A 20461-nucleotide genomic window follows, 5' to 3' on the forward strand; every position below is an offset into this window, starting at 1 on the left:
TTTCATTTATAAAATAAGTTATGAAAAAAATTATTATATTGTTAACGACGTTTTTTCTGCTTTCGGGATGCACTATTCCCAGGGCGGTATTTAAATCCAGCCTGATTAATCAGGACGATCCTCATTATCATCTGGTTGAAGTCACACCGACATTAAAACTGAGTGATGCCGATACTGTGCCGAAAACTATTGTCGATCCGGTCTTTGCCGAAAATAACTGGCACTGGACATCTTTGGCTAAAGGCGATGTGCTGCATATCACTATTTTATCCTCGGGCGGGGCGGGGTATTTATCCAATAACGCGAGCGGCGACCGGGCGGATTTTGAAAATATTCTTGTGACTGACGGTAATATCGTTCAGGTGCCTTATGCCGGGATAATCCCGGTTACCGGGCTGGATGTGACACAACTGGCTGAAGAGATCAGAAAGCGACTTTCGCGCGTTGTCCTGAATCCTCAGGTGCTGGTGACGCTTACCGCCCGCACTGGAGCCATGGTGACGGTCGAGGGCAGCGGGAAAACGGGTCGCTACCCTCTCGAACAGAGTATGAATCGTCTTAGTCATTTTTTGGCAACGGCGGCGGCAGTAGAAAATACCAGCGCAGATATGATGGAAGTTCACGTGACGCGCCAGCAGCATTATTTCAATGCGCGACTGTCAGATATTTATCAGTATCCCGGGTTGGATATTGTCTTACAGCCGGATGACCGTATCACTCTGCGTCAAGTGACCGAGTATGTTAATGTGCTCGGCGCGGCGGGTGTTCAGGGGAAACATGCTCTGGTTCAGCGTCATTCCAGCGTAGTGGATGCTTTGGCGCTGGCGAAAGGATTAAACGACAATCTTGCCGATCCGCAGGCGGTTTTTCTGTACAAGCATGACGAAGCGGAACAGGCGAAACAGCAGATGCGTAAGCTGAATATCTATCATGTCGATATGAGCCAACCTGACTCGGTGTTTTTAGCACAGGCCATGCGGGTGGAAGACGGCGATGTTATCTATATCTCGAACGCCTCTTTGACTGATTTCGCTAAGGTGAAAGCCGCATTCGATAGCTTTTTGATCCGCGGCTCTAATTCTTTCTAACGTCGCCATATGAATATTTTGAAAAATAATACTTATTATTTTATGAAACTCATTACCGTCTGTGAGTTAATCATTTTGTTAATGTCACGCGATATCAAAACACGCTATAACGGTAATTTGCTAAACTATATGATGGTGCTGGCCGTACCACTGGTATGGATAACCATTACCGTTATTTCTTTTCAATATTTAAATCGCACCGTACCAATATTTACTGACGATATCAGCTTTGTTATTGCAGGTATATTACCGTATCTGTTATTTCGTTATACCATTACCGCAACCATGCGTACCCGTTCATTCTCCACATCGTTGGCGGTTGTCTCGCAGGTTAAGAAAAGACATGTGATTTTTGCTCTTGCCGCAGTCGAATTTGTTAATGCGGTTATCATTTATATTATTGTTTCATTAATTAACTTTCTTATCTTCTCCCGCTGGGAAGCCCAGAAACCGATCCTGATTTTTGAAGGGATGGTTATCGCATGGCTTCTGGGGTTATCGTTTGGTTACTTTTGTGACGCACTGTCTGAACGGTTTCCGCTGGTCTACAAAGCCGTTCCTGTGGTGCTAAGACCGATGTTTTTGATTTCAGCTGTCTTTTATACGGCGAATGAATTGCCCTATTCATTATTGAGCATATTCAGCTGGAACCCTCTACTTCATGCTAATGAGATAGTCAGAGAAGGAATGTTTGAGGGATATAACTCCTTGTACCTTGAACCTCTTTACCCTCTGGCATTTTCCGCAACGTTATTCCTCGCGGGCATCATTTTTCACCTGATTTGTGACACTGAAAATCACTGACTTTGGCTTCAGGAGAGACGCGTTCGTGTTCGGTTTATTAGGTTGTACACGCTATTTTGAGTCTGATAAGGGCCCGCGGGTGGTCCTTGATAAAACAGATTTTGTCATGGATTACCATGAGCATATCGGTATTCTGGCGGCCCCTGGTTCAGGCAAAACGACGCTAACCCGATTGCTGTGCGGTATAGATGCTCCTGATGAAGGGGATTTTATTGGGCTACGGGGTGATGCGCTCCCACTGGGGGCAAATGCTTTTGTTCTGCCGGGGTTAACCGGCGAAGAGAATGCGCGCATGATGGCCAGTCTTTATGGCCTGGATGGCGATGAGTTTTCACATTTCTGCTATCAATTGACCCAGCTTGAACAGCGCTATACCGACAGGGTGAGTGAATATTCTGTCACGATGAAAGCGCATCTGGCATTTGCCATTAATTTACTGCTTCCCTGTCGCCTTTATATTGCCGATGACAAGCTGTACACCGGGGATAATACCTCACAGTTGCGTATGCAGGCGGCGCTAGCTTATGAGCTGCAACAGAAAGGGTTGATTGTGCTAACGCGCAACCCTCGGCTTATTAAAGAACACTGTCATGCGTTTGGCGTACTGCTGCATGGGAAAATTACGATGTGTGAAGATTTAGCACAGGCATCTGCGCTTTTTGAACAATATCAGTCAAATCAGGCGATGCTTCAAACTGATAATTATTCCTTTGATATATAAATAGAAAATATACGGATAGAGAGTGGAAAATTCAGAACGTATTAAAAAATGGAAAGAGGAAAGGGCGAAGGTAGCAGAAGAAAGCCGAGCCTTGCGACTGAAACAAAAAGAGGATGAACGCGCCCTTCGCCAGACAGAAAAAACGGCCGATGCGAAAAGTCAACATCGCCCAGACGCCGGTTGGTCCGCGACGGATGCTGATTCCGTCCGTAGAGCGTCATTGGTTATTAAAGAGCGACGTGTTCAGCAAGCCAAACAATCGCTACGTCGGCTCTTTCTTTATATTGCTTTGCCGCTGCTGGTTATTATGCTTATGTCGTGGCTATTAACTTCGCGTTTTTATAGCGCGGATGCCACCTTTATTGTGCAAACTGATGCCAGCCAGGATAATTTTTCTGGAACAGCTTTCTTTGGTGCAGGCAATGAGATGTCGGAGGGCTTTCAGGTTCGCGAGTTTATACTTTCGAAAGAAATGATGGAGCGGATGGAAAAAGATCTCGGTTTTTTATCTTATTTCGCGCAAGACGATATCGCATTATTTTCCCGCTACCTCGCACCGCTGGGTATTAATGATGATCCTTATCGTTACTATTTATCGAAAGTCTCGGTTGCTGTCGATATTCAACAGGGCATGCTGCGTTTAAACGTCAAGGCGCGGAGTGCGAAACAGGCTGAGTTTTTTGCCCAGCGCATTCTGGCTTTTGCTGAACAGCACGTTAATACCGTTTCAGCGCGGATGCAGCAGGAACGGATTTTATGGCTGGAAAACGATGTTAAATCGGCCCAGGAAAATCTGGGGGCCGCTCGGCTTGAATTGCTAAAAATACAGCATATACAAAAAGATATTGAACCGCAGGAAACCGTGACCGCGATTTATCAATTAATTGCTGGCTTTGAAACGCAGTTGGCGGAGGCGAAAGCGGAATACGCGCAATTAATGGCTAATGGTTTGGATCAGAACCCCCTTATTCCTCGCCTGTCGGCCAAAATCAAGGTCCTGGAAAAGCAGATCGGCGAACAACGTAACCGCCTGTCAAATAAGTTAGGGTCGCAAGGCTCTTCAGAAAGCCTGTCCCTGTTTGAAGATCTTCGTCTGCAGAGTGAGATCGCCAAAACACGCTGGGAATCTGCCTTACAGACCTTACAGCAAGGGAAGCTTCAAGCGTTACGTGAGAGACGGTATTTGCTGATCATTTCTCAACCGATGGTGGTGTCTGACACCACTCGCTATGCCGATGGAACAAAGTGGTTACTGTTCTTCGTGTTGCTGGGCATCGCATACCTGGTGACTTCTCTCCTGATAACTATCAGGCGGATGCGTGAATAAGGCGGAGTAAGGAAATACGATGAGCTTGCACTCTACATGTAAAAAAAAATCGCCAACCACCCTGCTCAAACAAGAGGATTGGGAGGGGCTATGTCACTATTTCGGGCAGCATCCCGAAAAAGTGCGAGATAGTGCTGGAAATGAGCAAAACATTATTCTCTTCGCTATCGCGTGTTTGCGTAAAGATGAAACAGATGCCGCGCTGACTTTGTTGTCCGACCGTGTGCTGACAGCAAAGAATAGCCGTGATTTATTGCGACGCTGGGTTATTTCGCCGCTGGCATCACATCATCGGGAGGCTGTACTACAGGTGGTTAACAAACTGCTGGCGGTGAATGTGTGCCAGCCGGAGGATGTCCTGCTGGTCGCAAGCGTGCTGCTTAAGAGTAAACAATATGCGACTGTTGCTGACTTAGCCGAGCGGGCATGGCTCGCTTTTTCGGGCAATAGCAAAATTTTTGCCCTCCATCTGCGCAGCCTGACGCTGGTGGATAAAGAGTTACAGGCAATCTCGTTGGCCAGAACACAGGCGCAGGAAGTTCCCCCGCGGGGAGATATGATTGAGACCTGCCTCCGTTTCTTAAATAAAAGCCGCCTACCAGAAGATCATGACCTGGCCCGCGCATTGCTCCCTTTCTTCGCGTTAGAAAAGCAGGAGTCGGCGGGGCTGGCGGTTGATACGCTGTGCGCTGTCGGTAAATATCAGGAAGCCATTCAGACTGGGGAGTCCGCATTAGCCCGTGGGTTGGATGGTGCAGCGCTGCGTCGTAGCCTGGGGCTTGCCCACTATCAATCTGGCCGCAGCCGGGAAGCGAAGCTTCAGGCCGCTGAGCATTGGCGTCATGCCCTGCAATTTAACCCTGATAATTTACGGATCGTGACCCTGTATGCCGATGCCTTAATCAGAACGGGTCAGAATGAGAAAGCCATTCCGTTACTGCAGCAGTCGCTCGCGACTCATCCTGATCTTCCTTATGTCAGAGCCATGTATGCCCGAGCACTGCGCCAGGTTGGGCAATACGCTGCTGCCAGCGATGAGTTTGTACAACTGGCAAGGGAAAAAGGGGCGACCAGTAAATGGAACCGTTATGCCGCGGCGGCGTTGTTACAGGCGGGGAAAACAAGCGAAGCGGAAAGCGTCTTTGAGCACTATATTCAGGCCAGAGCAAGCCATCTGCCTCAGTCATTCGAAGAGGGGCTGCTGGCGCTTGATGGGCAAATATCTGCCGTTAATCTACCGCCTGAGCGCCTTGACTGGGCATGGGAAGTTGCCGGCAGACAGTCCGGTATCGAACGCCATGAATGGGAACGCCGGGCGAAGTGGGGGTATCTTGCCGATAATTATCTCCTCGACTGGCTTGAATGCCGTGGAGAGCAGGCCGACGAACCGATGTATCGGTTGGCCGATATATCGCATGTCGAGCAGTTTTTCCAACGGCTGCAGCTCGATAAGCGTGGTTGCATTGTTGTATCGGCTCATATGGGCGCAATGTATGCCGGGCCGATGATCCTCTCCTTGCTGGAAATGAACAGTAAATGGGTGGCTTCCACGCCTGGCGTGCTCAAAGGGGGCTACGGTGAGCGGTTGATTTCGGTTAGTGACAAAAGCGAAGCGGACGTGGTCAGGGCCTGCATACAGACCTTACATAGTGGGCAGTCGCTTGTTGTGGCGATCGACGGCGCGCTGAATTTGAGCGCGCCGACTATCGACTTTTTCGGCCAGCAGATTACCTACTCCACCTTTTGCTCCCGACTTGCCTGGAAAATGCACCTACCCACCGTATTTGGTGTTCCTGTGTGGCGAGACGGGCGCATCCATTTTGTTTTGGAGAAAATGGTCGATCCGCAGAGGTTCGAAAGCCAGTCTTCTTTTATTGAGCGCTGGAAAGACAACTACCTGAAATGTGTAACCCAAATCCTGAATAGCGGGCCTGAAAATCTGAGACTGTCGGGGGGGATTTGGCGAAATATCACGCGCAGGGATGAAACATCTTCGGGCTGAAAAGACGTTTGCCCCGTGATGCCTTTGGCGCACCAGGCGGGGCCGCCCGCTAAGTAAAACTGAGTTATTCGATTTAGAAAGCATCCGTTCATTAACGTTCGGGTGCTTTTTCCGTTCTAACGAGCTGAAAAACGGAGAGTTATATAATAGCTACGTGATACCTGATTGTGGTTCTGTTTGTCTGAGGGTTACCAGAAGACAGTATCCTGAAGTCATCCCTTAGCAATGTTAAATAGCGGCATCGAAATCTGCTGGTAGCGTACTGTTTCCTGTGCCCAGGCTGCGTTGCATTAATACCGTATCAAGCCAGAGCCCATGCTTGAATCCAATGTTCGTCAGCGTGCCTATTTTCGTAAATCCGGCCTGCTGATGGACTTTCAGCGATCCCTGATTATTGCTGTCGCCGACGATAGCGATCAACTGCCGATAACCCTGCGTTTCAGCCCACTCAATTACATGGCGTAGCAACGCTTTTCCCACCCCCTGACGCTGTGCCGTCGGGTCAATATAAATCGAATCTTCGAGTGTATAGCGATAGGCATAACGCTCGCGGTAGCGGGTGAGATAGCAATACCCGATGACCTTATCTTCTTGCAATGCGACAACCCATGGCAGTCCCAGACTGCGGATTTTTTCCAGACGATCCTGCATCTCGCGGGTATCCGGCGGGTCAGTTTCAAAGCTGCCGGTACCGTGAATAACATGATGGGCGTAGATATCGCGTATGGCGGGGATGTGTTTTTTTTCAGCGTTAACGATTTTCATTGACCAGCTCCCATTGGCATCTTTGTCCAAATTACCTCAAAGGCTGGAGGGAAGGTAAGTGCAAAAAATTATGCGTCTATACCCGTCATTCTTTAAGCTGCATGTGCGTTGGCTACGCTAGCTCACTTCAGTCACATAGTTCGCTATGCTCCTGGGGATTTACTCACTTGCCGCCTTCATGTAACTCGAATTATTTAGGGTATATAAATTATTTTCAATGTAAATAAGCTTTCAAATTGTAAGGGTAAAGTGAGTGGGGTTGATACTGTCAATAATACGCAAAGTTGGTAAATACATTAGCGAGTTGAGCGATGCACAATTCTTCGCGCATGTATTATGGCGGATACCAAAATACCAATTTTGGTAGATTTCAAGGATAGGTTAAGAAGTCATTTGATTTTATTGATTTTTTACTGTACTTAGTTCTGCTTATGACTGTACCTTTAATTTCATTTTATCGACCCTGTTCGAAACTTAAAATTAGGTTATATTATTTACATTGTTATCTTTGTTGTTATCAGGGGCATTATTATCAGAACTTTCTCTATCCGCACACAATAGTTACCATGCAAACAGTTGCGCGGTGTAGCTATGCTAACCAGCAATAGTTATCATCGTCACAAGGTTTCGTCATGCAAACTTAATCTAAATCCAGAATTCAATCCCAAGAGTATTAGGATTATTTAGTCTAAAATACTTTTTTGTCTAAGAGTTTTCGTATCGCATAGCCACGAACTACGCTGAGTGATAAAATTTTCGAGTTTACGCCTGCTTTCCCACGATTAGAGGGCGAGGCGCGGGTAGTCAATAAGACGAAAGAGTTAATTGCTTCATAACCCTATTGCAAAATAAGCGGCAGTGCATCTTACATGGTCGGGTATCGTTAGTAACCGACTGTAATATATTGAAAACGCTTATTTTTACTCTGATGTAAGTTATAAGGGCAGATATGTTAAGTATGCGTCGACATGCCAACTTCATTAAACGTTTTAAGTCTTTAAGCTGTTTATTTACGGCAAGCGTTCTTTTCCCTATGCAAATCTCTGCAGCGACATCAGATTATGACGCTTTGGTTATTGAAGCGCGGGGTGGTAATAGTGCACCGTTATTGCGTTATCTAGAGGATCAGGGAAAGCAAAGCGCGCTAACGCCAAATCAGGTTGCCGACTGGCTGCAAGTTTCCAGTTGGGTTGATAACAACGATAAAGCCACTATTGAAATCTGGCAGCGCTATCGTGGGCAGATGGATGTGCCTGCGCGCGGCAAAGTCGCCGCTGCACGTGCGTACCGTAACCAGAAAAACTGGAATGATTCATTGGCGGTATGGGAAAGCGTTTTACAGGAAGATCCTGACAACGTTGACGTACGCACCGGCTGGATAATGACGTTGGCAGATGCTCGCTACAATCAGCAAGCCCTTACTGAAGCGAATAAATGGGCACAGGCACATCCGGGGGCTGACTCCGATGCGCTACTTGCCTACGTATATCATTCTCAGGGGAAAAACTGGGACGCGCTGTTGGTTGCCAGCCAGGCGGATGACGTTGATCCTGGCAACAAAAATGCAAAATCCACGCTGCTGTCTGCTCTGTCAGCAAACCGTGTTTCCGGGCCCGCCTTAAATATGGCGGAGGTAGTGCCTACGGCAGATCCTGTGAAGCGCCGCCTTGAGCTTGATGCGGCCGCCGAAATGGTACGTTCCTCCTATACGTCCGCACGTAATGAAGAAGAGCGGTTTATCGTGGCGGATAAAGCGCTGGCCCGCTATGACCAGTTGCTGGCTGCCTGGAAGGATGAGCCGTCCGCGCAGAATGATGTCCGTCGGGCGAGAATTGACCGCATGGGGGCTTTGCTGGTTCGTAAGCGAACGTCTGAAGTGATTAAGGAATACGAATCGCTTTCTGCGAGCGGCGAAGTACCAAACTACGCAAAACGCTGGGTAGCATCGGCATGGTTAAGCGAACGCCAGCCAGAAAAAACCGAAGCGATGCTGATGAGCATCTACTACCCGAATGGACCGATTCCCGTTACGCCGCTTGGTCCTGAGGATCAACAGGATCTGTTCTACGCGCATATCGATAATGAAAACTTTGATGCCGCTAAAAAACAGGCCGAAAACCTAATCAAAGAGAGTCCGTACCTGCGACGCATCTATGGTTCGCCAACGCCACAGCCTAACGATAACTGGCTGCTCGGACAGTCGATGCTGACGCAATATTATATTGCTGCCAATGAACTACCTGAGGCTGAAAAGCTCGCAGAGCATCTGGCGCGAACAGGTTCAGGTAACCAGGGGCTGCGCATATCTTATGCCTCCGTTCTTGAAGCACGTGGCTTGCCGCATGCGGCGGAGAAAGAGCTGAAGCTGGCGGAAGTGATTGAGCCAAGTAACCTGGAACTGGAGCGTCAGCAGGCTTATGTTGCGTTGGATCTCCAGGAATGGAGGCAGGCCGATGAACTGACGGATGACGTCATCGCCCGTAGCCCGGATGATGAAGCGACGCTGCGCCTCGCGCGTATTCGTGATGTCCACAAAATGTCGGAAGTGCGCATTAGCGGCACACAAGGGATCTCGTCCGATAGCCCGGTCAGCGGTAAGAATGACTTCAACATCAATACTGCCATTTACAGTCCGCCAATTAACGACAACTGGCGATTGTTTACTGGATTCAACTTTGCTACCGGCGAATTTGAGGAAGGTAAAGGCATCAGCCGCGATCTGGCTGCGGGGGCGGAATGGACTTCCCGCGACTACTGGGCAGAAATGGAAGTCTCTGGCCGAAATTATGGCGATGGTCAGAAAATTGGCGGTCGTCTTTCCGGCTGGCATGACTTCAATGACAACTGGCGCGTAGGCGGTTCGGCCGAGCGCTTGTCGCGTAATACGCCACTGCGCGCGCTGCGTAGCGGCGTGTATGCCAACGGCGGCGATATGTTTGTTCGCTGGTATCAAAACGAACGACGTGAATATCAACTGTCGTTTGCCGCATCACATTTCTCAGATGGTAACGATCGCATCGAATACGGACTCAGCGGAAAAGAGCGCATTTGGACAACGCCGCGCTTCACCCTGGACTTTACCCCGGGCATCGGCGGGAGCACCAACACCAAAGAGAATGTGCCGTATTACAACCCGAAGAGTGATTTTTCCGTGGTACCGGGTCTGAGCGCGGAGCAGGTTCTTTACCGCCATTATGACACCGTGTGGACGCAGCAAGGTCTGGCTGGCGTAGGTGGCTATTGGCAGCAAGGCCAGGACGCTGGTGCCATCGTTCAGGTGGGATACGGACAACGGCTCAAATGGAACAACGTCGTAGATGGCGGGGTGATGCTGATTTGGGATAAACGCCCCTACGACGGTAAACGTGAGCGGAATATCTCCCTCGCTTTCGATTTAAATGTCAGGTTTTAAGGATTGTTCATGCTGAAAAGATGCCTGTGGCTTAGCGCATTAATCGCTGGCTGGTTGATGATTACCGCGTGCAGTAGCGCGCACAATACAACGCCTCGCTACGTTCCTCCCGCAGAGAGAACGCCGCTGACGGCGGATCATCCGTGGCCGAAAAATAGCTTCCTGGTGCTCGGCTACCACGATGTCGAGGATGGTGCCGCCGACCAGCGCTATCTTTCTGTGCGGACCAGCGCGTTGAGCGACCAAATGGCCTGGCTGCGTGATAATGGCTATAACCCGATCAGCGTGCAGCAAATCCTGGACGCCCATGACGGTAAAATCGTGTTGCCGGAAAAAGCGGTATTACTCACCTTTGATGACGGATATAGCAGTTTTTATACCCGCGTCTGGCCGCTGCTGAAAGCCTATAACTGGCCTGCGCTCTGGGCGCCGGTGGGGAGTTGGGTTGATGCTCCCGCCAACAAAAAAGTCGATTTTGGTGGCTTAATGACGGCGCGAGATAAATTCGCTACCTGGAAAATGGTCGAAGAGATGGGCAAATCACCGTTGGTGGAAGTCGGTGCGCACACCTGGAATTCGCATTTCGGTGCACAAGCCAACCCGCAGGGAAGTAAAGAACCGGCGGTGGCGAACCGCCTGTATGATAAGAAAACCGGCACTTACGAAACGGATGAACAGTACACGCGCCGTATAAACGCGGATATCTCTCTCATCACCAACAAGATCAAATCGGTGACCGGGAAATCACCGCGCGCGTGGGTCTGGCCTTACGGTGCGGCCAATGGCACAACGTTAAACCTGGCTAAAGAGCATGGCTATAAGATGGCCTTCACGCTCAACGAAGGGTTGGCGAATGCCGCGTTTCTTGATGACATCCCGCGCGTGCTAATCTCTGATAACCCCTCTCTTAAGCGCTTTGCCAGCCAGGTCGCTCAGGTACGTGAACCGCAGACGATGCGTGTGATGCATGTCGATCTGGATTACGTGTATGACAAGGACCCGGCTCAGCAGAAGCGAAACATCGACAAGCTTATCCAGCGCGTTTATGACATGCGTATTTCTCATGTCTTCCTGCAGGCCTACGCCGATCCGCAGGGCGACGGAAATATTCGCGAGCTCTATTTCCCTAACCGCTGGCTGCCGATGCGTGCCGACCTCTTTAACTATATCTCCTGGCAGTTACAAACGCGGGCAGGGGTGACGGTGTATGCCTGGATGCCGGTTCTGGCTTTCGATCTCGACGCTTCCATCCCACGCGTAACCGCCTGGGATCCGAAAACGGGACGTACAGCGATCAACCGCGAGAACTATGTCCGTCTGTCCCCCTGGAGCAGCGAAGCGCGTCAGCGCATCACTGAAATCTATGAAGACCTGGCCAAACACGCCAGCTTCAAAGGGATTTTGTTCCATGACGATGCTTTCCTGACGGACTTTGAAGACGCGTCACCGGAGGCGTTGGCTGCCTACCGCGCCGTAGGGCTTCCCGGAAGCATTGAGCAAATCCGTAGCAATCCACAGGCGTTCGAGCGCTGGACGCGACTGAAAAGTAAGGTGCTGATCGACTTCACCAAACAACTGACCCAGGCGGTGCGTAATATTCGCGGTCCGCAGGTGCAAACGGCGCGCAATATTTACGCGATGCCGGTACTGGAGCCGGAGAGTGAAGCCTGGTTTGCGCAGAACCTGAATGATTTCCTCAATACCTATGACTGGACGGCACCAATGGCGATGCCTTTCATGGAGCAGATCCCGGCTAATGATGCCAACGCCTGGCTCGACAGATTAGTGAATGCCGTTGCACAAACGCCCGGCGCGCTGGACAAAACCGTGTTTGAACTACAGGCACGAGACTGGCGTAAATCCGGGGACGAGGCTGAAATCAGCGGAAAACAAATAGCCGAATGGATGCGCCAGCTGAAATTAAGCGGTGCAGGTAACTACGGCTATTACCCGGATGATTTCATCAGCGACAAACCTGAGATGTCAGAGATTCGCTCGACGTTCTCCTCATACTGGTACCCGCAAAAATGACCGATCGCATAATTGCTTTCCTGATACTTTGCCTGATGTTCAGCCTGCCGTTTGGCGTGGCGGTCATCTTTACAGGTGAAGTGATGTTGAACTTCGTCTTCTTCTGGCCCTTGTTTATGTCTGCTTTGTGGATAAGCGGCGGGGTCTATTTCTGGTTCTACCGTGAGCGTCACTGGAAATGGGGAGATGACACACCGCCACCGACGCTGGAGGGGAATCCGCTGGTTTCCATTCTGATCCCCTGTTTTAACGAAGGGATCAATGCGCGCGAAACCATTGAGGCCGCGCTGGGGCAGCGATATAAAAATATTGAAGTGATTGCCATTAACGATGGTTCAACGGATGACACCCACGACGTGCTGGAACAACTGGCGGTGGAATACCCCAGTCTGCGGGTGATTCATCTGGCTGAAAACCAGGGCAAAGCGCTGGCGCTCAAGACCGGGGCAGCAGCGGCGCGCAGTGATTACCTGGTGTGTATTGATGGCGATGCGTTACTGGACCGTGATGCCGTTGCCTATATTGTGGCGCCGCTGATCCAGTTCCCGCGCGTCGGTGCGGTGACCGGGAACCCACGTATTCGAACCCGCTCCACCTTAATCGGTCGGGTGCAGGTCGGGGAGTTTTCTTCCATTATCGGCTTGATTAAGCGCACTCAGCGAGTTTATGGGCAGATCTTTACCGTTTCCGGCGTGGTTGCTGCGTTTCGTCGTCGCGCGCTGGCCGAGGTCGGTTACTGGAGCCCGGACATGATCACCGAAGACATCGATATCAGTTGGAAGCTGCAATTGCGCCACTGGTCGATATTCTTTGAACCGCGCGCACTGTGCTGGATCCTGATGCCTGAAACGTTAAGAGGGTTATGGAAACAACGACTGCGCTGGGCGCAAGGCGGTGCGGAGGTGTTTATCGTGAACATGCGCCGCCTGTGGTCATGGGAATATCGCCGTATGTGGCCGCTGTTTTTTGAGTTCTGTTTTTCTACCACCTGGGCGTTTGCTTATGCGATCAGTATCGTGCTGTTCCTGTTAGGGCTGATGATCCCGATGCCGGACTCGCTGTATGTACAACATCTGTTCCCGCCGGCCTTTACTGGGCTAATCCTCGGCGTGGTGTGCTTGCTGCAGTTTGCGGTGAGTCTGATGATTGAGCGGCGCTATGAAAAAGGCATTGGCGCGTCGTTGTTCTGGATTATCTGGTTCCCGGTGGTGTACTGGATGCTAAGCCTGTTCACCACGCTGGTCGCTTTCCCGAAAGTAATGCTCAAACGCAAACGCGGCAGGGCGCGTTGGGTGAGTCCCGATCGTGGAATTGGGAGGATCGAATCATGAGCCAGCCGCTGATCTTTACGGAGCAGCGTTTGCTGCCGCGCATCATTGACGTGTTGTTAACGCTTTTTGCCTGGGTTGGCTTTTTATATTTGATCTATAAAGGGCTGATCACCGCTCTGGCGCACTCACCTTATATAGGCGTGCGACCCTTTTTCACCACGCTGGATACGGTCACGTTTTACATCCTTGTCGCGCTGGTCAACGGACTGGTGCTGATTGGTTGGGCGAAGTACAACCAGTTTCGTTTTCGGGTGGAACGTCGCAGTCGCAGGCCCGGACTGGAAGATCATGAGCTGGCGGAAAGTTTACGTATTACCCGGGAACTGGTGACAGAGCTGAACAAAGCGCGGGTGCTGACGGTTCACCATCATGAAAGTGGTGAAATCAGTCATATCGATGTGGACAGGGACATCGCCGATAACCGTCTACCGCCGCCGACGCCTGCGATGCTGGAGTATTTGCCGCCTGAGCCGCAGCCGTCGTGGCAGAAAAGGCCTGAGTGATATTTCTACTTTCAGCTGCTTCCTTCAGCCTCGCACAGGTCTATGATTAGACCCAGACAATAAAAAAATGCGAGGCAATGTCGTGGATAAGGAACTACTGGATGCCGGTTACCGGGCCTATACCGGCGAGAAGATTGACGTCTACTTCAATACGGCGATATGTCAACATTCGGGCAACTGCGTGCGGGGAAGCGCAGCGCTTTTTAACCTGAAACGTAAACCGTGGATCATTCCGGATGAAGTGGATGTCGCGACGGTCATTAAAGTGATTGATACCTGTCCGAGCGGTGCGCTGAAATATCGCCAGAAATGAGTGAGGGGACCATGGAAATTCTTGCAGGCCACAACAAATTTTATGTTAACGATGCCGAAGGCAATCAGGTTGCCGAGATTGTCTTCGTGCCGACGGGTGAACATCTGAGCATCATTGAACATACCGATGTCGACCCCAGCCTGAAAGGCCAGGGAGTCGGTAAACTGCTGGTGGCGAAGGTGGTGGAGAAAATGCGCGCCGAAAACCGCAAAGTTATTCCGCTGTGCCCGTTTGCCAAACATGAGTTTGATAAAACCCGCGAGTACGACGATATTCGCGCCTGATAATCTTACGTGCGCCGGAAGGCATGACCGCCGTCCGGCGCATCACTCCCGATGCAGCAAATCCTGATAAATTCCCGTCAATACCCCTTGTGGGCCAAACTCTTTTTTAATCCACTGGGTTACACGACCGGTGGCCGAATGCTGGGTCGCCAGCAGCATCCTTGAATCCTGACGCGGGTTGTGGATCTGCCGCGTGACCAGCAACGACTTTTCCATCGCCTCGCGTACCATATAGTCCGGCAGAAAACCGATGCCCTCACCCAGGATCTGGCACTGGCATTTGGTATTAAAATCAGGAACCAGAATCGACTCCTGTCCGTGTAACAGCCAGCCGACCTTCTTGTTGATGGTGTGCGCGGTGTCTTCCACCATGATGTTCGGGTACAGGCGCAGCTGGCTCTCAGAAATCGGTTCAGGCATAAAAGCCAGCGGATGATCCGGGGCAATCGCAAACGACCAACGGATCGCGCCGATCTCGGTGTAATCAATCCCCCCGCCGTCCAGTAACGTATCCGGCGCGCCGATAGCGATGTTGGCGAGGTTGTTAATGATCGAATCCCAGACGCCGTTATACACCTCGGTGGTGACGGTTATCTGGCAGGTTGGAAACTGTTTCTTGAGTACCTGCAGCAGTCGTGCCGTATGTTGAGGGGTATACAACAGTTGATTAATACAGATGCGTACCCGGGCTTCAATGCCCTGAGCAATGGTATCAATACTGCGCTTGATGGCGTGGAAATCGTTGAGCAGGTCGGTCGCCTTGCGAAACAGATAGCGTCCGGACTCAGTCAGCTCAATGCTGCGGGTACTGCGGGTAAACAGCACCACGTCGAGCCCCAGCTCCATGCGCTTAATGGTGTAACTAATTGCTGATGTGGTTAAGCCAAGTTCCTCAGCCGCCTTGCTGAAGCTGCTGTAGCGGGCTGCCATCGTAAATGCCAGCAGGTTTTCCTCGGTAAAAATTGAATTCATCTTCCTCCCCTCCGGCGACAAACGCACATCCGCGACGCGATGATTGTTGAATGTATTTGTAATCCTTATGCAGAGCAATCAGTTTTGAACAGAATTTAACACTAGTTTTACAATTGATTTGAAGGCAATCACACTTCTGTATATTAATTGCAGGCCGCTATCCGTGTAGCATCACGCCTGATTTTCCTGACAACTGATTAATGGCTAAAAGCGGCTCTGTCATAAGGAAAAGATTGCACTACAGCACGTTTTGTTCTCATTGTTAAATTTGATTCAATAATCGACACGCTTACGATGAATGAAATTTAAGCGGATATTATTCTCTGCACTCTGTTGCTATTCTCAGCTTATCGGATATTTAAAAAGTCTAAAAAACTGCAGGAGAGCGATTATGTCAGAGAAAGAACTCATTACTGAATTTCTGCTGGCGGCAGAGCAGGGTGATGCCGATGGATTAAAATCCTGCCTGGCAAAAAATGTGGATATTAATGCCACTAACCGCCAGGGGCGCACTGCCATAATTATTGCCAGCCTGAATAAACATTATGACTGTGTTTCTTTATTGATTGCTGCCGGTGCCGATATTAATAAACAGGATCAAACCTGTTTTAATCCATTCCTGATTAGCTGTCTGACTAACGATTTAACGCTGCTGCGTACCGTATTACCGGCCAACCCCGATCTTAATTGCCTGAGCCGTTTTGGCGGCGTCGGTATTACGCCAGCCAGCGAAAAAGGTCATGTAGAGATCGTGCGCGAACTGCTGCTGCGTACCGATATCAATGTTAATCATACCAACTTTGTCGGCTGGACGCCGTTACTGGAAGCCATCGTGCTTAATGACGGCGGCGCGAAACAGCAGGAAATCGTCAAGCTGCTGCTCGACCATGGCGCAAACCCGCACATGACGGATAAATACGGTAAAACCCCGCTGGAGCTGGCGCGGGAGAAAGGATACCACGAAATTGCCGAGCTGCTGATTGCGGCCGGAGCCTGACAGAGGAGCGCCACTATCGCTACGCCATCACGGCGATGCGTACGGGCGCTAACCGCAGACGGCGCGTTTCTCGCTTTCCGGGGAACGGGACGGGTTGAACAGGTTTTTTCCCGCGCGGTAAACCTGTTGATACCTGAACAGCAGCGGTTGCTGACGTTACTGAGTGAAGGTTGTGATAACGCGCCTAACAGCTGTCGGCTGGCGCTGACGCATTGTGAAGAGCTGTTTCACCCCGGTGAGAGAGTCAGTTTTACCGAATCGGGGATAGCCGTTGGCAACGATAAATGGATAGAAACTTCCGGTTGTCTGCCGTGGCGCATACCACAGTGGAGGCCTGATGCAATAAGCCTTGCTGCAATCCGCTGGCTGCGCTGGGAAGAGGTTATCCGCCAACAGCTAAGAAGCGCTGACACATTATTTCTGTACCAGGGGGATAACCCGTTTTATCTGGAAATCACCCGTCAATTACTGAGTCGCCGACAAACATTACTGGCGGCGTTGCATACAGGAGAAAATATCTCTACAGCGGTCAGCCATTTAATTGGTCTGGGGATTGGTCTGACGCCTTCATCTGATGATTATTTAGTGGGCTTAAGCACTATTTTATTTATTCCGGGACATCCGCTGGGGAAATATCGTGATGATTTTTTAGCAGTCTTACAACGTGCCGGAAATAATACCACGCTACTCAGCAAAATAACGCTAGAGGAAGCCTTTCATCAACGTTATAGGGAAAGCGTCGGACGGCTGCTGAACCATATTATTACTGAGCAACAACCCGTTTCTACGCAATATATTACTGACATTAAAAATATCGGCTCAAGTTCTGGCTGCGACATGCTGTATGGCATGGCGGATGCCTGCGCCCTGAGCCACAGGTCCGGAGGGAATTATGTCGATCAGGATAGTTGTTAAAAAGAACACGTATTTTGATTCTGTCTCACTGATGTCTATCTCCACACGCGCAAATAAGCTCGATGGCGTTGAGCAGGCGTTCGTGGCTATGGCGACAGAAATGAATAAGGGCGTACTGAAGAATCTCGGTCTGCTCACGCCTGAACTTGAAGAGGCGAAAAGTGGCGACCTGATGATTGTCATTAAAGGTGCCAGCGAGGCGGCGAACGATCAGACGCTGGTGGCGATTGAAGATTTGTTTACGCATAAAGAGCAGGGGGGGCAGCATGAAGCGCGTTATGCCACGCTTGCCAGTGCGAAGAAGCATGTTCCTGACAGCAACCTGGCGGTGATCTCGGTCAATGGTCTGTTTGCCGCGCGTGAAGCGCGTCAGGCGCTGCAAAATAACCTCAACGTGATGCTGTTTTCTGACAACGTCTCTCTTGAAGACGAACTGGCGCTCAAGCAACTGGCGCATGAAAAAGGGCTGCTGATGATGGGGCCCGATTGTGGAACCGCCATTATTAACGGCGCGGCGCTGTGTTTTGGCAATGCGGTGCGTCGCGGCAACATCGGAATTGTTGGCGCCTCCGGTACCGGTAGCCAGGAGCTGAGCGTACGCATTCACGAGTTTGGCGGCGGGATTTCCCAACTGATTGGCACCGGTGGACGCGATCTGAGCGAAAAGATTGGCGGCCTGATGATGCTTGACGCGATTGGTATGCTAGAGGCCGATCCGCAAACCGAGATCATCGCGCTTATCTCCAAACCTCCTGCGCCAACAGTAGCGCGCAAGGTGCTGGAACGTGCGCGCGCCTGCCATAAGCCCGTCGTGGTGTGTTTCCTCGGACGTGAAGCCGCGCCTGCGGATGAAAACGGTCTGCTGTTTGCACGCGGCACTAAAGAGGCGGCGCTGAAAGCGGTTCTGCTGACTGGCGTGAAAAAAGAGAGTCTGGATCTGCATCCGCTCAACTGGCCGCTGATTGAAGAGGTCCGCGCCCGCCTGACCCCGCAGCAAAAGTACATTCGCGGCTTGTTCTGTGGCGGCACGCTGTGCGATGAGGCGATGTTTGCTGCCATGGAAAAACATGCAGAAGTTTACAGCAACATTCATCCGGATCCGGCTTTTCGCCTGACAGATCTCAACCGCAGCGTGGGACATACCTTCCTTGATTTCGGAGATGACGATTTTACCAACGGTAAACCGCACCCGATGATCGATCCAACCAACCGCATTAGTCGTCTGTTGCAGGAAGCACGCGATCCTGAAGTCGGCGTGATCGTTATGGACTTCGTTCTTGGATATGGGTCACATGAAGATCCGGTTGGCGTGATGATCGAGGCGATCGTCGAAGCCAAAGCGATCGCCGCCGCAGAGGGGCGTCCGCTTGAGATCCTCGGCTACGTGCTGGGAACCGATCTCGATACGCCGTCGCTGGAAAAACAGTGCCAGATGCTGACCGATGCAGGCGTGATCTGGGCGAGCAGTAGCACCAATACCGGATTGCTGGCGCGTGAATTTATCTGTAAAGGGGAGGAAGCCTGATGAGCCAGACACTGTTTAACCAGCCGCTGAACGTGATTAACGTCGGCATCGCGATGTTCAGCGATGACCTGAAAAAGCAGAATGTTCCCGTGACCCAGCTCGACTGGACGCCGCCGGGCCAGGGCAACATGCAGGTCGTGGCCGCACTGGACGAAATTGCCGATTCGCCGCTGGCTGACAAAATCGCTGCCGCTAACCAGCAGGCGCTGGAACGCATTATCCAGTCGCATCCGGTGCTGATTGGCTATGACCAGGCGATCAACGTCGTGCCGGGCATGACCCGCAACACCATCCTGCACGCCGGACCGCCCATCTGCTGGGAAAAAATGTGCGGCGCAATGAAGGGCGCGGTCACCGGGGCTTTGGTGTTTGAAGGGCTGGCGAAAGATCTGGATGAAGCCGCCGACCTGGCCGCCTCGGGTGAAATCATCTTCTCACCGTGCCACGAGCATGACTGTGTCGGTTCGATGGCGGGTGTGACGTCGGCGTCGATGTTTATGCACATCGTCGAGAACAAAACCTACGGCAACCGCGCATATACCAATATGAGCGAGCAGATGGCGAAGATCCTGCGCATGGGCGCGAACGATCAGAGCGTTATCGATCGCCTGAACTGGATGCGCGATGTGATGGGACCGATGCTGCGCGACGCCATGAAGCTGGCGGGCGAAATCGATCTGCGCCTGATGCTGGCGCAGGCGCTGCACATGGGCGATGAGTGTCATAACCGCAATAACGCCGGGACGGCGCTACTGATACAGGCACTGACGCCGTGGATTATTCAGACCGGCTATCCGGTTGAGCAGCAGCGTGAGGTATTCGAGTTCGTCCTCAGCAGCGATTACTTCTCCGGACCGACCTGGATGGCGATGTGTAAAGCCGCAATGGACGCCGCACACGGGATCGAATACAGCACCGTAGTCACGACGATGGCGCGTAACGGCGTTGAATTCGGTCTGCGCATCAGCGGCTTACCGGGTCAGTGGTTTACCGGTCCGGCGCAGCAGGTGATTGGCCCGATGTTTGCGGGCTATAAGCCCGAAGATTCCGGACGTGATATCGGTGATAGCGCAATTACCGAAACCTACGGCATCGGCGGTTTTGCCATGGCCACGGCACCGGCCATCGTGGCGCTGGTGGGCGGTACGGTTGAAGAGGCGGTCGATTTCTCTCGCCAGATGCGTGAAATCACTCTCGGCGAAAACCCCAACGTTACCATTCCGTTACTTGGTTTTATGGGCGTACCGACCGCTATCGACATTACGCGCGTGGGTAGCACCGGCATTCTGCCGGTGATTAACACCGCAATTGCGCACAAAGATGCAGGGATCGGCATGATCGGCGCCGGAATAGTCCATCCGCCGTTCGCCTGTTTTGAAAAGGCGATCCTCAACTGGCGCGACCGCTACTGCCAATAACAACAATCGGGGCTAACGCTGTTAGCCCCACAGTAGCGAAGCAAAAAACGTTG

The 20461-nt window shown here is 51.3% G+C and carries 17 protein-coding genes; 15 read left to right on the plus strand and 2 right to left on the minus strand.

Annotated elements, in window-relative coordinates; translation table 11 throughout:
• The first annotated feature begins 20 nt into the window (after nucleotides 1-20).
• From vexA to vexE, 5 genes are read left to right on the plus strand one after another with little or no spacing between them, the layout of a single operon-like run.
• Nucleotides 21-1088 carry a Vi polysaccharide ABC transporter protein VexA gene (vexA, locus tag HV311_RS04290; RefSeq protein ID WP_016154313.1) on the plus strand — a complete coding sequence of 356 codons (1068 nt, stop codon included), beginning with the start codon at nucleotides 21-23 and terminating at the stop codon, nucleotides 1086-1088.
• A 9-nt stretch (nucleotides 1089-1097) separates the two neighbouring features.
• Nucleotides 1098-1892, plus strand: coding sequence for a Vi polysaccharide ABC transporter inner membrane protein VexB (gene vexB, locus HV311_RS04295; RefSeq protein WP_047499331.1), 795 nt, complete (start codon nucleotides 1098-1100; stop codon nucleotides 1890-1892).
• 25 nt (nucleotides 1893-1917) lie between these two features.
• The gene (gene vexC, locus HV311_RS04300) at nucleotides 1918-2613 is read left to right on the plus strand and encodes a Vi polysaccharide ABC transporter ATP-binding protein VexC (RefSeq protein WP_047499332.1); all 696 of its coding nucleotides are present in this window, start codon (nucleotides 1918-1920) and stop codon (nucleotides 2611-2613) included.
• A 22-nt stretch (nucleotides 2614-2635) separates the two neighbouring features.
• The gene (vexD, locus tag HV311_RS04305) at nucleotides 2636-3940 is read left to right on the plus strand and encodes a Vi polysaccharide ABC transporter inner membrane protein VexD (protein WP_191220752.1); all 1305 of its coding nucleotides are present in this window, start codon (nucleotides 2636-2638) and stop codon (nucleotides 3938-3940) included.
• Between the two features lie 19 nt (nucleotides 3941-3959).
• Nucleotides 3960-5942 (plus strand): Vi polysaccharide transport protein VexE, encoded by a 1983-nt coding sequence (vexE, locus tag HV311_RS04310; protein WP_191220753.1) that lies wholly within the window; start codon nucleotides 3960-3962, stop codon nucleotides 5940-5942.
• A 228-nt stretch (nucleotides 5943-6170) separates the two neighbouring features.
• Here vexE and HV311_RS04315 read toward each other — a convergent pair whose 3' ends face one another.
• On the minus strand, nucleotides 6171-6707 hold the full coding sequence (locus tag HV311_RS04315; protein WP_047414402.1) for a GNAT family N-acetyltransferase: 537 nt from the start codon (nucleotides 6705-6707) through the stop codon (nucleotides 6171-6173).
• Nucleotides 6708-7656: 949 nt separating this feature from the next.
• Here HV311_RS04315 and pgaA point away from each other — a divergent pair.
• From pgaA to HV311_RS04345, 6 genes are all read left to right on the plus strand, one after another.
• Entirely contained in the window at nucleotides 7657-10119 is a 2463-nt protein-coding gene (gene pgaA, locus HV311_RS04320) for a poly-beta-1,6 N-acetyl-D-glucosamine export porin PgaA (RefSeq protein WP_191220754.1), read from the plus strand.
• A 9-nt stretch (nucleotides 10120-10128) separates the two neighbouring features.
• Nucleotides 10129-12150, plus strand: coding sequence for a poly-beta-1,6-N-acetyl-D-glucosamine N-deacetylase PgaB (gene pgaB, locus HV311_RS04325; RefSeq protein WP_191220755.1), 2022 nt, complete (start codon nucleotides 10129-10131; stop codon nucleotides 12148-12150).
• Nucleotides 12147-13481 (plus strand): poly-beta-1,6-N-acetyl-D-glucosamine synthase, encoded by a 1335-nt coding sequence (gene pgaC / locus HV311_RS04330; protein ID WP_191220756.1) that lies wholly within the window; start codon nucleotides 12147-12149, stop codon nucleotides 13479-13481. Before pgaB ends, pgaC begins: the two co-directional genes overlap by 4 nt.
• Nucleotides 13478-13984, plus strand: a complete 507-nt coding sequence (pgaD, locus tag HV311_RS04335; RefSeq protein WP_049041934.1) for a poly-beta-1,6-N-acetyl-D-glucosamine biosynthesis protein PgaD — start codon at nucleotides 13478-13480, stop codon at nucleotides 13982-13984. Before pgaC ends, pgaD begins: the two co-directional genes overlap by 4 nt.
• 82 nt (nucleotides 13985-14066) lie before the next feature.
• Nucleotides 14067-14297 carry a 4Fe-4S mono-cluster protein YjdI gene (gene yjdI / locus HV311_RS04340; RefSeq protein ID WP_016154303.1) on the plus strand — a complete coding sequence of 77 codons (231 nt, stop codon included), beginning with the start codon at nucleotides 14067-14069 and terminating at the stop codon, nucleotides 14295-14297.
• An 11-nt stretch (nucleotides 14298-14308) separates the two neighbouring features.
• Nucleotides 14309-14581 carry a GNAT family N-acetyltransferase gene (locus HV311_RS04345; protein WP_016157396.1) on the plus strand — a complete coding sequence of 91 codons (273 nt, stop codon included), beginning with the start codon at nucleotides 14309-14311 and terminating at the stop codon, nucleotides 14579-14581.
• Between the two features lie 42 nt (nucleotides 14582-14623).
• Here the strand turns inward: HV311_RS04345 and HV311_RS04350 are convergent, their stop codons facing one another.
• The gene (locus HV311_RS04350) at nucleotides 14624-15553 is read right to left on the minus strand and encodes a LysR substrate-binding domain-containing protein (protein ID WP_016154301.1); all 930 of its coding nucleotides are present in this window, start codon (nucleotides 15551-15553) and stop codon (nucleotides 14624-14626) included.
• 391 nt (nucleotides 15554-15944) lie between these two features.
• Here HV311_RS04350 and HV311_RS04355 point away from each other — a divergent pair, with 391 nt between their 5' ends.
• The 4 genes from HV311_RS04355 to HV311_RS04370 all read left to right on the plus strand — a co-directional run bounded on the left by HV311_RS04355 (nucleotide 15945) and on the right by HV311_RS04370 (nucleotide 20408).
• Nucleotides 15945-16550, plus strand: a complete 606-nt coding sequence (locus tag HV311_RS04355) for an ankyrin repeat domain-containing protein (protein ID WP_016157395.1) — start codon at nucleotides 15945-15947, stop codon at nucleotides 16548-16550.
• Between the two features lie 126 nt (nucleotides 16551-16676).
• On the plus strand, nucleotides 16677-17465 hold the full coding sequence (locus HV311_RS04360) for a DUF2877 domain-containing protein (protein WP_191220757.1): 789 nt from the start codon (nucleotides 16677-16679) through the stop codon (nucleotides 17463-17465).
• A complete protein-coding gene (fdrA, locus tag HV311_RS04365) occupies nucleotides 17443-18990 on the plus strand; it encodes an acyl-CoA synthetase FdrA (protein WP_016157393.1) in 1548 nt (515 codons plus the stop codon). Before HV311_RS04360 ends, fdrA begins: the two co-directional genes overlap by 23 nt.
• Nucleotides 18990-20408, plus strand: a complete 1419-nt coding sequence (locus HV311_RS04370; RefSeq protein WP_016154297.1) for a DUF1116 domain-containing protein — start codon at nucleotides 18990-18992, stop codon at nucleotides 20406-20408. The genes fdrA and HV311_RS04370 overlap by 1 nt, the downstream gene beginning before the upstream one ends.
• Nucleotides 20409-20461: the final 53 nt, after the last annotated feature.

Source organism: Citrobacter sp. RHBSTW-00881 (assembly GCF_013728515.1).
Taxonomy (GTDB): Bacteria; Pseudomonadota; Gammaproteobacteria; order Enterobacterales; family Enterobacteriaceae; genus Citrobacter; species Citrobacter braakii.